Genomic DNA, 13,255 nt, shown 5'->3' on the forward strand with positions numbered 1-13,255 from the left:
GCCGACCGCTCGCCCGCTCCGGCCCCATGGCGCCTGGTCCCCGGCGCATCCTGCGGACGTTTCGAGCCGACGTCCGTCCGAGGTGCGCCGTCATGTCTTCGACTTTTCCGTCCACGTCCGTCATGGCCGCGCCGTCCGCGCCGCCGCCCCGGCCGCTGGCCACGCAGCCGTCCCTGCCGCTGGCCACGCCCTGGCTGCCCCAGTCGCGCGCGCCGCGCCGCACGCTGGGGGCCGCCCTGGCGCTGGGCGTGCTGGCGGAGGTGCTGTTGGACCGGCCGGCGTGGGGCGTGTCCTTTCCGTTGATGGTGCTGGCGCAGGTGGCGGTGCTCGTGGGCCTGGGCGGACGCGAGGGCTGGCAGCGCGCGCGGCCCAATGCGTGGCTGCTGGCGCCGCTGCTGGCGGTGTCGGGCTTCGTGGCGGTGCGCGACAGCCCGTGGCTCACGGCGCTGAACGTGCTGACGGCGGGGACGCTGCTGCTCCTCGTGACGCACTTCTGGGGCGCGGGCCGCGTGCAGCGGCTGGGGCTGTGGGGCTATCCCCGGGTGGTGCTGGGCACCGCCCTGCGCGGCATGCTCCATCCGCCCGCGCTGGTGCGCGACTCAGTGGACCTGAGCGTCGCGAAGCGGCATGCGCCCCTCATCCTCTCCTTCGCGCGGGGGCTGCTCCTCGCGCTGCCGGTGCTGGCGGTGTTCGCCCTGCTGCTCTCCTCCGCGGACGCGGCGTTCGCGTCGGCCATGCAGCGGGTGTGGGCCGTGGACGTGGGCGTGCTGCTGGGCGCGTGGGTGGCCCGGGCGGTGGGCGTCGCCTTCTCGGCGGCGGTGGCCGCGAGCGTGCTGGGCCACGCGCTGCGCCGGCGCAGGGGGCGCGAGGCGGGAGAGGCGGAGGTGGCGCCCGCGTCGCCCTGGCTGGGGCTCACCGAGGCGCTGACGCTCATCCTCGCGGTGGACGCGCTGTTCCTCGCCTTCGCGGGCTTCCAGGTGGCGTACCTCTTCATCGGGGACGCGTCGTCTCCGGCGCCCGGGTACTCGTATGCGACGTATGCGCGCCGGGGCTTCTTCGAGCTGATGGTCGTGTCCATGCTGACGCTGGGGATGGTCATGGCGCTGGCGCGGTGGACGTGTCGCGAGTCACCGCTGGCCAGGACTGTCTTCCAGGTGGGGGCATCCCTCATGGTGGCGCTGACGCTGGTCATCGTCGCCTCGGCGGTGAAGCGCATGACGCTCTACGAGGAGGCGTTCGGCTACACGCGGCTGCGCGTCTTCACGCATGTCTTCATGTTCGCGCTGGGCGGGGTGCTCGCGTGGCGCGGGGTGACGCTGTGGTGGCGGCCGGAGCGCTTCGCCGTGGGGGCCTTCGTCGCGGCGCTGGGCGCGGTGCTGGCGGTGAATGTCATCAACCCCGACGCGCTCATCGTCCGGCTCAACATCGCGCGGGTGGCGGAGGTGCCGCACGTGGATGATGACTACCTGTACTCGCTCTCCGCCGACGCCGTGCCGGAGCTGGCGCGGGGGCTCGCCTCGGGGCAGCTCACGGACTCCATGGGCCTGGACCACATCGACCTGGGAGAGGCGTGCGAGGGCGCGTCCTGGCCGGAGTGGAACCTGTCGCGCTGGCGGGCGTGTCGGACGGTGGAGGCGGCCAGGTTCCGCGTCAGCGCAGGTGGTAGTTGAAGGGCAGCTCCACCGTGACACGAGGGCCGAGCGCGGCGGGCGGAGGCGGGAAGGGGGCCGCCTGTCGCACCGCCGCCTGGGCCGCGTCGCACAGGACGTAGTGGGGACAGGAGCCCACGACGGACAGCTCCAGCAACTGGCCCCGGGCTCCGACGGTGATGCGCAGCGAGAAGCGACCTTCGATTCCGGCCATGGCGGCCTGGTGCGGGTAGCGCACGTTCTCGAAGCGGTCCCTGAACATCACCTCGAAGTACTCCTCTTCCCAGGCGGTGCGCTCCTCGAGCGAGGGCGGCGGCTGCGCGACGGGGAGCAGCCCCGCGCTGCTCGCGGCGAGGACGCTGTTCACCACGCCGCCGATGACTCCTCCCGCCACGCCCCCGGAGACGCCGCCTGAAGAGGCCGTGGCGCGGGCCTCGACGGTGGAGTCTGGAGCGGCGGTCTCCGTCGGAGCGGGCGCTTCGGGAGTCGGGAGCGGCCGAGGCTCCTCGGAGGGCCGAATGAAGGCCCTGGACGGGCCAGGCTTCGAGGAGGGGCGGGCGCGTCGCGCGGAGGCCCGATGCGGCCCGGACGGCGTGCTGGTGGCGAGGGCGGGAGGTGGCGGCGGAGGCGCTGCGAGCAGGCGCAGGACGAGCGTGTCGTCGTCCTTCGTGGCGAGCCGGGGCGCGTGGGTGGAGCCGTGCCAGACGGCGTCCAGGCCCGCGAGCGCGAGCACATGGAATGCCACCGCGAGGGGGGCCACCCAGAAGATGCGTGTCGTGTGCGCGGCCCGACGTGAGCGCGCGTGGGCGACGGAGGCGAAAAGCGCCGCCTCGGCGTTGCCGTCCTTCGGACTCTCGTCCGGCATGTCCAGACCCCCTTCCCTCCCGCTTGGAACCACAAGTCTAGCGGGAGGCCCCATCCACCTGACATGGGGTAGTGCCTGTCTTCGTCGGGGTGAAGGGGACCTGCCCCGGAGCGCCGGGTGACGGTGCTGATTTCCTGCCGGATTCATGCGCGTTCCATGAGGAACGTGTCCACAGCACTCCACTTCATGCCCCGTGAGGGTGACCGCAGTCCTTGCACTGAAGCGCATTGCCGAAGGTGGCGACGAACTGACGGCAGTCACAGTTCATGACGAAGCAGCTGTGCTGGTTGTCATAGCGTCCGCCGAAGGGGTGCGGGACGAGCGTCTGCACGGAGACCTTGGGGATGCTGAAGGTCGTCGACCCGGAGGTGTCCGAGTAGCCCACGAAGAGGGGGGTGGGGATGGGGTCTTTCTTCAGGGGTTTGGTGCCCTGACTGCGAGGACCCGGCCAGAACAGGAGCTTCACCTGCACCGCGTCCGTCGTCCCCGCGTCGGGCAGGCGCACCGCGACCTGGAAGTACAGCGCCCGCGTCGTCCAGTCCTCCTCGCTCTGGAAGTCCCAGAACAGCTCGTTCACCGTCCACGTGGTGTCGTGGACCTGCGAGCCGCTGTAGAGGCTCTTGTAGTTGTCGATGCCCAGCAGCGCCTTGCTGCAGCGGTCCATGACGAACATCCACTGCTCGCCCTCGGGGGCCTCCAGCGTCGTCTGGAACTTCACGGTGCTGGCCTTCACCTCGAAGAAGGCCCACCGGGGGCTCGTCGGCGTGCAGCGCAGCCTGGCGGCCAGGTCCACGCCATTGCCCGTGTTGTTCTGCACCGCGCCCCGGACGTCGAAGCCGAGCTGCTTGAGGAAGTCCTGGGCGATGCGCTCCCCCGTGTCGCCAATCCAGGAGCTGTCCATGTAGGTGATGCTGTTGCAGTTCTGCAGGATGACGAAAGGCTGGCTTGTGCGTCCGCCGGATTCACCCCAGGGGTGGCACGTGGCGGTGATGGAGTTGCCCTGCTGGTACTCCAAGGTGCCGTTGCGGGGCACGGACACCCGGATGAGGTGGAACTCGAAGTCCGCGCCCTGCCGCATCGCCCGCTCGATGGTCTTCGCGCCTTGCTGGGCAGGGACGCCGTACTGGCCATTGAGCGCGTTCTTGAGGCGGTCCTCGACGAACGCCTGGGCATCGCGCTGGGCCTTCGAGCACTGCGCGTCATTCACCTTCACTTCCATGTAGTGGATGACGATGCCTCGCTCGACGACGACCTCCTTCCGCTTGCGGAGGGTGCGCTGCGGGGTGTCCAGGACCACCACCGGTGATGATGGAGACATGTACTTCTTGAGGGTGTCGTACTGCTCGTTGGTCCGGGTGATGAAGACCAGGTCGATGCCGTTGTTGCTGCTGACGGTGATGGAGTCGAGGTCGGTCTCCCGCTTGATGAAGTTGCGGAACAGCGTCTCCGCCTGGACGCCCACGTGGAACTGGGGCGTCTCCAGTTGAGTCGTCAGCGTGACGGGTTGGTTCGTGGCGAGGTCCTTGTACTTCTTCGTGACGTAGCAGTCGGCGCAGACGGTGAAGGACGTCGTGGCCCAATACAGGCGCCCGCAGCCGGTCGTGGCGCACTCCTTGATGTGGGTCCGCTCGTTGTTCGCGCAGTACTCGCAGATGAAGGCGTCGAAGGTGGAGTTGCTGAACCAGTCACGACCCGTCGAATACTGGGAGGGCTCCAGGGGGCGCTGCTTGCAGCGGGTGCACCGGGGCCGGCTGTCGTTGAAGACAATACCCTGCTGGAATTGGATGCGGGGCGTCTGGAGTTGCTGGTCGCGCTGCTTCAGGAGCGACAAGACCTTCTGGGCCGCTGGCTGGCCGAAGACCTGGAAGCGCAGGGGGCCCATGGCCTGCTCCAGCTTCCAGGCCTCCGTGCAGGCGCCGATGGCATTGATGAGCGCTTCCCATTCCCGGGGAACGTCGGTGTCGTATTTCGTCCCGTCGAAGTCGATGATCATGCCGCCGCCACCTCGGAGGAGCAGGCACACCTCGGGACTGAGCGCGCGAGGTGTGCCTTCGGTGCCACACTCCGCGAAGCAAGGGATGTACCAGGGACCCGAGACGGACGGGTGTCGACGTCAGGAGGAAGGACCCGCGTTCCCACGAGACGCGCATGCGTCACGCCAAGACGCGCGGGGCTTCAGTTCTCCGAGACGGCGTGAGGTGACCACGCCTTCACGTGGTCCTGTCCCGAGTCGTCCCGGGTGACGGTGTACAGGGTGCGGCGCGGCGTGCCGGTGGCCGCGTCCAGCGCATGGTGGACGATGAGGGGCGCGACGGTGACCTCGGGCAGGGCTTCGTGGAGCCTGGCGAGGAAGGCCTCGGGGCTCTCCGCCTCGAGGACGAAGACGGTGCCGTGGCCGGTGAGCGCGGAGTTGATGAGCAGCTCGAGGTCCTTCGCGCCGCGAGGCTCATCCGCCAGAATCACATCCGGGTCCTGACGCAGGAACGCACGGACCACCTGCGCGAGCGGCGGGGTGTCACCCACCCGCACGATGCCGAGCCGTACATCCACGGCGCGCGGGTGCTCCAGCGCGACGAGGACGTTGGTGAAGTCCGGCAGCGCCGCCATCGCCGCGTGGAGCGATGTGCTTCGCCCGGTGCCGCGCGCGCCGGAGAACACCACGGGCCGCCCCTGGAACAGCGTGTCGAGGCGCAGGAAGCGCTCGGTGAGGAACGCGGCCTCGCTCGCGCCCAGGTTCAGCGACGCGAAGTCCGGCTGCGCGGCGCGGAGCTGACGGTCTCTCGCGTATGCGGTGACGCTGGGCGCCACGGGCCCGTCCTGGAACGTCACCCAGAAGAGGACGTCCGGGTCGCTGGCGTCGGGCGGATGGGCGACGGTGCCACGCGCGGGGCGCTCGGCGTCGTGGCCACGTCGGGACAGGGCGTGGATGGCCTGACTCAGCGAGGGGTGCAGCTCGGGCGCGAAGGGCTGACGCACCGGCAGCCTGTCCTGTCCGAGCAGGCCCTGGTGGTCGGGCGCATCGGCGCGGACGATGAAGAACGAGGTGCCGGCCGTGAGCACGTCCTCGTCCTCGTCGGCCCACACGGAGAAGACGAGGGTGCGCGTCTGCGCGGCGATGGAGAACAGGGCCGCCGCGGCGTCCTCGGCCGAGGTGGGGAGGGGCGGCGGCCTGGGCACGGGGATGCCTTCGGCGGCGAACTGCGCGAGCAGACCTGCAATCAGCTCGGAGGGGGTCGTGGCGGGTGTGCTCAAGCGGTGGTCTCCCGTGGGGCGCCGATGATGGCATGCGTCACACGGCTTTGTGGTGACGACGATGAGGCTCGGGGCTACGAAGTGGGCATGAGCCAGGACTGGAATGCGACGAACGCGCCCACGGCGGACTTCGACCCGGGCGCGGAGCACGGAGTGTTGACCCGGTAGGTGGGCGCCTGGGTGGACAGCTTCCACATGAGCGCGAACATGATGGTCTCCACGGGCGCGCCCCGGGACGACGGACGCGTGTCCATGCTCGGCAGCTACACGGCGAGCATGTGCGACGAGCAGGGCGTCACGCAGAAGCAGAAGTGGGGCTGGCGCACGGTGATTCACCAGCCGGACGCGGACACCGTGGTGCTCGAGTCCTTCAACATCTCCCCCGAGGGACAGGAGGACCGCGCGGTGGAGACGCGGCTGACGCGGCGTCGCCAGGGGTAGTCAGCGCGCGCGGCGGACGGAAGCCCTGCGCCCCGGGCTCCACCGTCACTCGCAGGTGCTCTTCCTCGCCGCGGTCCAATGCCACCCCGCGTTGGACGTGCGCGTCAGCCCGCACGAAATGGACGCGCGGGGTGCGCGAGCCCTTCACACAAGGTCCGGCCACCCCTTCGAGGCGGGGCGTGTGTCCCGCCGACCCCAGGGGAACAGCCCGGGCCGAGGAGTCTTCGGCGTGGTCGCTGGACAATCGCAGGAAGAGGCGCGCCCGTCGGGCGTTGCGCGTGGGATAACCCTGTCAGGCGGACGGCGCGCGCGACCGGAGGGACACGCGTGCGGGGGCAGGGCCCGGTGAGAGGACGTGCATGAAGCTGGATGACCTGGTGCTGGCGTTGACCGTCTCGTTGCTGCGCGTGGAGCGCGAGCAGTGGCTCGACGTCCTGACGCGGCTGGAGACGGAGCTGGGGTCGGGGTGGACGCTGAGGCTCCTGGAGGTGCCGGGGACGTACTCGGTGGGCGCGCGCACGCGGGAGGGGCGCGAGCTGCCGCTGGAGGCCTGGCGCGAGGTGCTGGACGAAGAGGAGCTGGTGAGTGTCCGAGCCATGGACCTGGGGGGCCTGGGGCCCGGCGAGCTGCCGGACCATGTCGCCGCGGCCTTCGTCAACTCGGAGGCCCTGGTGCTGGACGTGCGCACGAAGCAGGGCAACAACCTCTACCGGCTGGAGGTCGTCTTCAGCAGCTCCTCGCTCATCACCCCCCGGCAGTTCGTGGACTTCGCCCGGGCGCAGCCGAACGCGGAGCGCGTGCTGGAGGCGCTCTCACGCGTCATCACCGACTCCAATACGTTGAACCAGCGTCCCGCCGTGTCGCCGTCACAGGTAGCGGACTACCTGTGCTCGCGCGAGGGGGCCTCGCTGTTCGACCTGCTCGGGGGTGACCTGCTCAAGGAGCTCCAGTCCACCGTGCTGCGCACCGGTGGCGCCATGGTGTTGTCCGAGGACTTCCGTCCCTTCTTCCAGACGCTGGACCCGGACGACTTCGAGCGCGGCCTGTTGCCCCCGGAGCGGCTGGCGGAGTTCGTGCCGTCGGACGAGCGGGTGTACCTGTCGGGCGACGACTTCGGGCGGAACTTCGTGACGCTGGTGGAGGCGCAGCCCTTCGCGGAGGAGGTCTGGGCCCGCGCGGCGGAGAACCTCAACCGGTTCATCGCGCCGGACGCGACGCCCCACACGCCCCAGTCGCTGCGGGAGCTGCTCGCGACGGGAGAGCCCGCGGCGGTGCAGGGGATTCCCGCCGGCAATCTCATGGAGGAGCTGCAGATGTGCTGCAAGGCGCACGGCGCGGAGCTCCTCGTCCCGGAGCCGCTGCGCGAGCGCGTGCGGGCGCAGGGCCACACGAAGGAGGAGCGGGCGAAGGACCCGGGACTGATTCCGGAGCGCGAGCGGCTGCGGCTGGTGCCGAATGACTCGCGCTACCAGATGTATCTGTTCAACGCGCTGAAGGTGGCGCGCTCGCCGCTCCTGTCGCCGCGCGCGACGACGGACACGCGGGCGGAGCTGTTGTCGAGCCTGAAGGACGCGGAGGAGTTCGCCACGCGCAAGGGGTCGCCCTTCGCGGAGGCCTTCGGGCTGGCGCGCTTCGTCCTGGAGAACACCGGCTTCCAGCTCCGGGACGCCGCGCCGGCGCGACTGGCGGCCGTGCGCGAGGCGCTGAAGGGCGCGGGGTTGAGCGAGCGGGCGTGGGATGCGTTCGAGCGCCGCTTCTCGCTCGTGACGCTGTTCCAGGTGTTCCCCTCGTCGGAGGAGCGGCTGCGCGGGCTGTTGGCCTGCTCGGTGGCGGACGTCTTTGGCGGCATGGGCTCGTGGAACGACGAGTTCTTCGAGTCCGACGAGGACCAGGCCTGGTACGAGCGGGTGACGCAGCGGCTGTTCCGCGCGCTGCGCGAGTTCTTCGTGACGATGGTGAACGCGCGCTGAAGGGGGGCGTCAGGCGTCGCGGTGGACGGTGCCGGGGGAGAAGGCGGGGAGGCAGATGGCGACGTACTCGGCGCCCTCGGGCTCGGGGGTGCTGTAGCGGACCCACTCGCCCGGCTCGCAGATGACGGCCTGTCCGCCGCGCACGTCGAGAAACCCGCCCTTGTGTTCGACGCGCAGGACGCCGGCGAGGACGAGGGTGATTTCCTTGAACTCGGGCTTCTGGCCCGGCTCCTCCCAGCCGCCCGGGCTGTTCATGTGGGCGACGCTGACGTCCGAGGTCTTGGAGGTGGCTCGGCCGACGAACTCATGGATGAGCTTCGGTTTGTTGCCCACGGCTGTCACGCGCAGGGGAGCGGGAATCAGGGTTGGCATCGAGGGCTCGGTGAGACCGCGGGGTGGTGTGGCTGAGCCGAGCAGGTTACAGCACGCGGCCCCCGACACCCACCCCTTCGGAGTGAACCTCGGCCTCTCCACGGTTCGACGCGACAGGAACAGTCCGTCGAGACCGGATGGCGCGCGGGTTATTTCGCGGCGGGCTTCGGCTCGGCGGGGACGGCGAACCCTCCGCCCAGGGCGAGGTGGAGGTTGATGCGCTGAATCAACTGCTCGCTGCGCACCCTCAGCAGGGAGATTCGCGCCGCGTCCGCGAGCAGGGTCTGCTGGAGCAGCGTGCGCAGGTCGACCTTCCCGACGCGGTAGTCGACATTCAACAGCTCCAGCGCGCGCCCGTGCGCGGCGACGGCCCGCTCCAGGATTTCGCGTCGCTCGCCGAGGATTCTCTCGCTCGTCAGCGCGTTCTCCACCTCGTTGGTGGCGCGCAGGGCCGCGGACGCGTACGCGCCGAGCGCCGCTTCCTGCTCCGCCGTCCGCGCGCGCACCTGCGCCGCCAGGGCGCCGCCATGGAAGAGGGGCGCCAGCAGTCCCGCCGCCACGCCGCCCGTGGGATTGGTGAGCGTGTCCTTCAGCACCACCACGTCGCTGTCGACGAGGCCCACGGCGCCCGTGAGCCGCAGGGAGGGAAGCCGCGCGGCCCGGGCCTCCTGCACCCGGTTGAACGCGGCGGCCACGCGTCGCTCGGCGGCCACCAGGTCGGGCCTGCGCTCCAGCACCGACGCGGGAATCCCCGCGGGCACCGGGCCGGGCAGCTCGACGAGGGAGTCCCTCGGCTCCAGCGTCCCGGAGGGATAGCGCCCGGCGAGCAGCTCCACCGCGCGCGCCGCCTGCACGCGCGTCAGCTCCAGCTGCTTCACGGTGTCGCGATACGAGTCCAGGTTCGCCAGCGCCAGCGACAGCTCGTGCTCGCTGATGACACCGACCTGCAGCCGCGTGGTGGTGAGTTTGACGAGCTCCTCTCCCATCGCGACGCGCTCGACGGCGATGCAGCGCAGCAGGTGGGCCTCGGTGACCAGCAGCCAGCCCTTGGCCAGGGTGGCCGCGAGGGACTGCCGGGCGAACTCGAAGTCGGCCTCGGCGGCGGCCATCGTCTCCTGGGCCGCGTTGCGGCGGTAGCGGAGCTTGCCCCACAGGTCGACCTCCCAGCCGGCGGAGAGGTCGATGCCGCGCAGCACGCCCTCCAGCCCCTGACCAATCCCGAGGGACTCCTTGGCCTCCAGGTCGAGCGTGGGGAGCAGCCCCGCGCGAGCGACGCCCAGCATCGCCGACGCCTGGTCCACCCGCGCCGCGGCCGAGCGGAGGTCCGGGTTGCGACTGAGCGCCTCCTTCACCAGCGCCTGGAGTTGTTCGTCCTGGAATGTCGCCAGCCACCCATCCTGGATGCCGCCCTCCGGCGCGCCCGGGGACGTCCACGCGGTGGCGAGCGCGGTGTGCGGAAGCGCCTGCTGGATGACCTCCGGCCCTCGCGGCGGCGCGCGCGTGGGACAGCCGGAGACGCCCCCGCTCGCGACGAGCACCGCCCATGCCCGGAGCCATCCCCACCGCCGACGCTCGAACATGCTCCGCCCTTCCTCAGTGCAGCTTGAGAACCAGCCAGTCCAGCTTGGTGCCCACGCGCAGAATCACCTTGCGCAGGATGTGCACCGGGTGGAACGACTGGGTGTAGATGGCGGCGTGTCCGCGCGCTCCGGCGGGGAGGACCTTGTCCCCCTGCTCCTTTTCAATCTTGAGCGTGACGGCGTAGCGCCCGGCGGGAAGGGCCTCGGCGCCCGTCTCCGGCAGGACCCCCGAGATGGGAATCTGCCCCTGTCCGGTCGCCCAGACGACGGACTCGACGTGGCACTTGATGACGCGATTCGGGAACGTGAGGAGCGTGACTTCCGCCTCGTCGCCCGGCTGCACCTGGTGCAGCTCGTTCTGGTTGAAGAAGGCGACGACGTACTGCTCGTCCTCCACGAAGCTCATCACCGGGGAGATGGGCAGCGCCGCCGCGTAGGAGCCCGCGCGAAGCTGGAGGTTCACCACCGTCCCATCCGCGGGCGCGTACGTCACCGTCTCCTTCAGACGCCACTCCGCGTCCGCCAGCGTGGCGCGCGCCTGCTCCCGTCCGGCCTCGGCCTGGGCGAGGTCCACGAGCGTGCCGTCCTCTGTCCGCGACCCGAGCTTCTGGTCGACCTGCCCCACGGCGGCGTTCGCCGCGGCCAGCTCACCTTCGAGGTTGCGGACCTCCGCCTCCACCTGCTGCAGGTCGAACTTGTTGCCCGAGCCGTTGGCGGTGAGCACCTTGTGTTGCTGCACGCGCCGGCGAGCCAGGTTGAGCCGGGCGGCGACTGAGGCCCGTCTGCCCTGGGCCGTCTTCTTCTCCAGGGAGAGCTGCTGCTCGATGGCGCGCGCGCCGGCGACCTTCGCGTCCGCCTCCCGCACCCTGGCCTTGAGTCCGTCCACCTCCAGCCGCGCGGACTCGGGGTCGATGCGGAAGAGCACGTCGCCCTTCTTCACCGCGCTGTTGGGCTGGACGGGCACCTCGACGACGCGCCCGGAGACTCGCGGGACGACCTGCACCACGTAGTTCATCACCCGCGCGTCCGACGAGGACGGCGCGTACACGTTGGCCAGGAGGAGCAGCGCCACGATGCCGATGATGGGCAGGGTGATGACGATGACCTGGGAGACGAAGGTCCACGGCAGCCACTTGAACTTGAAGAAGACCAGCCAGACGATGACCGAGTAGATGAGGAGGAGCAGCAGTTCCATCAGTGAGGCTCCCCGCGCTCGTCAGGGGTGAGGTCCTCGGAGACCGGGCCTGGACGGACCGCGAGCGCCGAGTCGTCGTCCCCAGCCGGCTCCGAGCCGTGCGGAGGCGGGACGCGGTCATGTCCGTAGGCCATCTTGTAGAGGGCCGGCTTGGAGTAGGCCCAGAGCCACGCCAGCGGCCACAGCAGCCCGCCGAAGAACAGCGACAGCAGGCACAGCATCTTGATGGCTTCCAGCTGCGGGTGATGGCGCTTCTCCGCGATTTTCTCCGGGAGGATGTGGAGCAGCCAGAACCCGGAGATGAGAATCACCGGACCGATGATGATGACGACCCAGCTCATCACGTCCGCCGCGGTGTCCATCGCCTCGCCGCTGAGGAACGACGCGTACGCCGGGAGTGGAGCCAACGCCACCAGTCCCCACCATCGCCTTACGGTGGTGGCCCCCCTCGAGCCTCTCATGACGCCCGCCCCCCTTGCCGCGCTCACAAGCTAGGAAGAGTGGGCCTATCGGCAAGGGGACGTTCGAGCGGATCGCACTCCCGTCTGTCACCACTGTTCAGGAGGCGCTCGGGCCAGTGCTTCCGGCCGGGTACTCGCGCAGCGGGACGATGCCCTTGCGCCAGCCGTCGAGCACCGGTCCGACGATTCGCCACGCCTCCTCCACCTCGTCGTCCCGGAGGGTGAGCATGGGCTCGGCGCGCAACATGTCGAGCAGGAGGTTGGAGTACGCGAGCCGCCCGGCCGCGTGGGAGCGCAGCTCCAAATCGGTGGTGACGAGCGTCCGCTCTGGTCCATTGATGTTCACCGCGAGGCGGACGTAGGGCTCCGACAGGCCGATGCGGAGCACGTTCTGTCCTCCCGTCGGGTTGCGCAGCGCGTGGTCCGGCTCGAAGCGGAAGTACACGGCGACCTCGGCGTGTGCCCTGGACAGCGCCTTGCCGGTGCGCAGGACGAAGGGGACGCCCGCCCAGCGCCAGCTCGCCACCTCCAGCGTCAGCTCGGCGAAGGTCTCCGTCTCGCGCGAGGCCTCGACGCCGCGCTCCCGGGCATAGGCGGGCACCTGTGTGCCGGCGATGAGTCCCTGGGCGTAGCGGCCGCGGATGCTGTGCTGGCGCACCTGGTCCATGGACATGGTGGGAATGGCCCGCAGCACGGCGGCGCGAGCGTCCCGGATGGAGCGCTCGTCGAAGCGCGAGGGCTGCTCCATGGCGACGAGCGCGAGCACCTCCAGGAGGTGGTTCTGAATCATGTCCCGGAGCGCGCCGGCCCTGTCGTAGTACGCCGCGCGTCCCTCGACGGTGAGCGTCTCGTCCCAGGTGATGACCACCTTCTCGATGTGCTGCTGGCTCCAGATGGACTCGAGCACGCGGTTGCCGAAGCGCAGGGCGAGGATGCGCTGGACCAGCTCGTCCGACAGGAAGTGGTCGATGCGGAAGACCAGGGTGCTGGGGAACCGGAGCCGCAAGAGCTCGTTGAGGCGACAGGCCGAGGTGAGGTCGACGCCGAAGGGCTTCTCGACGGCCACCACGCTGCCCTCGGGGAGGCTCGCCTGGGAGAGGGACTCGAGCACGGGCTCGAAGAGGTGTGCCGGCAGGGCGAGGTAGGCGAGGACCGACTGCTGGAAGCCGCTGAGCGCGCGCCGGAGGTCCTCGGCGCGAGTGGCGTCCGCGCGTCGGTAGCGCAGGCGGCGGAGGACCTCCGCGCGCGTCTGGGGGGAGGCGCGCGTCGCGTGCGCGTCCAGGGCTTCACGCATGCGCTCGCGGAACTGCTCCTCGGTCCAGTCCATCCGGTCCACCCCGGTGATGGTGAGTCCGCCGGGGGCCTTCTTCTGCTCGACGAGCTCCGCGACGGCGGGCAGCAGCAGCCGCGCTGTCAGGTCTCCGGAGGCGCCGATGATGACGAGCGGGTCAATCATTGCCACATCCTCCC

At 70.3% G+C, this 13,255-nt stretch carries 12 protein-coding genes; 3 read left to right on the forward strand and 9 right to left on the reverse strand.

What is annotated here, in order from left to right:
* Positions 1-92: 92 nt before the first annotated feature.
* The gene (locus LZ199_RS11580; protein WP_253993711.1) at positions 93-1,670 is read left to right on the forward strand and encodes a DUF4153 domain-containing protein; all 1,578 of its coding nucleotides are present in this window, start codon (positions 93-95) and stop codon (positions 1,668-1,670) included.
* Here the strand turns inward: LZ199_RS11580 and LZ199_RS11585 are convergent.
* From LZ199_RS11585 to LZ199_RS46095, 4 genes are all read right to left on the reverse strand, one after another.
* Complete coding sequence (locus LZ199_RS11585) at positions 1,651-2,514, reverse strand: TonB family protein (RefSeq protein ID WP_253993712.1); 864 nt, start codon at positions 2,512-2,514, stop codon at positions 1,651-1,653. The genes LZ199_RS11580 and LZ199_RS11585 overlap by 20 nt on opposite strands.
* 184 nt (positions 2,515-2,698) lie before the next feature.
* Positions 2,699-4,507: a hypothetical protein gene (locus tag LZ199_RS11590; RefSeq protein WP_253993713.1), complete on the reverse strand. Its 1,809-nt coding sequence runs from the start codon at positions 4,505-4,507 to the stop codon at positions 2,699-2,701.
* Between the two features lie 182 nt (positions 4,508-4,689).
* Positions 4,690-5,766 carry an ATPase, T2SS/T4P/T4SS family gene (locus LZ199_RS11595; protein ID WP_253993714.1) on the reverse strand — a complete coding sequence of 359 codons (1,077 nt, stop codon included), beginning with the start codon at positions 5,764-5,766 and terminating at the stop codon, positions 4,690-4,692.
* Between the two features lie 74 nt (positions 5,767-5,840).
* On the reverse strand, positions 5,841-5,975 hold the full coding sequence (locus tag LZ199_RS46095) for a hypothetical protein (protein WP_256569004.1): 135 nt from the start codon (positions 5,973-5,975) through the stop codon (positions 5,841-5,843).
* Between LZ199_RS46095 and LZ199_RS11600 the strand changes: the two genes are divergently transcribed.
* On the forward strand, positions 5,974-6,207 hold the full coding sequence (locus LZ199_RS11600; RefSeq protein ID WP_253993715.1) for a DUF1579 family protein: 234 nt from the start codon (positions 5,974-5,976) through the stop codon (positions 6,205-6,207). The genes LZ199_RS46095 and LZ199_RS11600 overlap by 2 nt on opposite strands.
* Positions 6,208-6,566: 359 nt before the next feature.
* A complete protein-coding gene (locus tag LZ199_RS11605; RefSeq protein ID WP_253993716.1) occupies positions 6,567-8,177 on the forward strand; it encodes a hypothetical protein in 1,611 nt (536 codons plus the stop codon).
* A 9-nt stretch (positions 8,178-8,186) separates the two neighbouring features.
* On the opposite strand, the gene LZ199_RS11610 is transcribed toward LZ199_RS11605, so the two are convergent.
* The 5 genes from LZ199_RS11610 to LZ199_RS11630 form a co-directional block, all read right to left on the reverse strand.
* Positions 8,187-8,549: a cupin domain-containing protein gene (locus LZ199_RS11610; RefSeq protein ID WP_253993717.1), complete on the reverse strand. Its 363-nt coding sequence runs from the start codon at positions 8,547-8,549 to the stop codon at positions 8,187-8,189.
* Positions 8,550-8,698: 149 nt separating this feature from the next.
* Entirely contained in the window at positions 8,699-10,129 is a 1,431-nt protein-coding gene (locus LZ199_RS11615) for an efflux transporter outer membrane subunit (protein ID WP_253993718.1), read from the reverse strand.
* Between the two features lie 13 nt (positions 10,130-10,142).
* Positions 10,143-11,324, reverse strand: a complete 1,182-nt coding sequence (locus tag LZ199_RS11620) for an HlyD family secretion protein (RefSeq protein WP_253993719.1) — start codon at positions 11,322-11,324, stop codon at positions 10,143-10,145.
* Positions 11,324-11,737 carry a DUF3302 domain-containing protein gene (locus LZ199_RS11625; protein ID WP_253993720.1) on the reverse strand — a complete coding sequence of 138 codons (414 nt, stop codon included), beginning with the start codon at positions 11,735-11,737 and terminating at the stop codon, positions 11,324-11,326. The genes LZ199_RS11620 and LZ199_RS11625 overlap by 1 nt, the downstream gene beginning before the upstream one ends.
* Before the next feature lie 145 nt (positions 11,738-11,882).
* Entirely contained in the window at positions 11,883-13,241 is a 1,359-nt protein-coding gene (locus tag LZ199_RS11630; RefSeq protein WP_253993721.1) for a glucose-6-phosphate dehydrogenase, read from the reverse strand.
* Positions 13,242-13,255 lie beyond the last annotated feature (14 nt).

Origin of the sequence: Myxococcus qinghaiensis, from assembly GCF_024198215.1 — a bacterium.
In the GTDB taxonomy this organism is placed as follows: Bacteria; Myxococcota; Myxococcia; order Myxococcales; family Myxococcaceae; genus Myxococcus; species Myxococcus qinghaiensis.